This window comes from Chryseobacterium mucoviscidosis (assembly GCF_002177115.1).
In the GTDB taxonomy this organism is placed as follows: Bacteria; Bacteroidota; Bacteroidia; order Flavobacteriales; family Weeksellaceae; genus Chryseobacterium; species Chryseobacterium mucoviscidosis.
Genome location: NZ_MVAG01000181.1, coordinates 1 through 234 on the forward strand (window position 1 = coordinate 1; position 234 = coordinate 234).

1 protein-coding gene is annotated in these 234 nt (G+C 44.4%); it reads right to left on the reverse strand.

Annotation, left to right across the window (positions count from 1 at the left end; translation table 11 throughout):
- A partial coding sequence (locus tag B0E34_RS22865; RefSeq protein WP_133059890.1) for a DNA gyrase subunit A occupies window positions 1-234 on the reverse strand: 234 nt, incomplete at both ends.

A 234-nucleotide genomic window follows, 5' to 3' on the forward strand; every position in this document is an offset into this window, starting at 1 on the left:
TCTGATGCTGCAAGTAGTGATACAACACTTCACGCAGGTTCAGAATTTTAGGTTCTTTATTTACAATCGCGAGCATGTTAATCCCAAAGGTGGACTGCATCGCTGTATGCTTGTACAGGTTGTTCAGCACAACACCCGGATTCACGTCTCTGCGAAGCTCAATCACAATCCGCATACCGTTACGGTCAGACTCATCACGAAGATCCGTAATGCCATCAATCTTTTTATCACGTA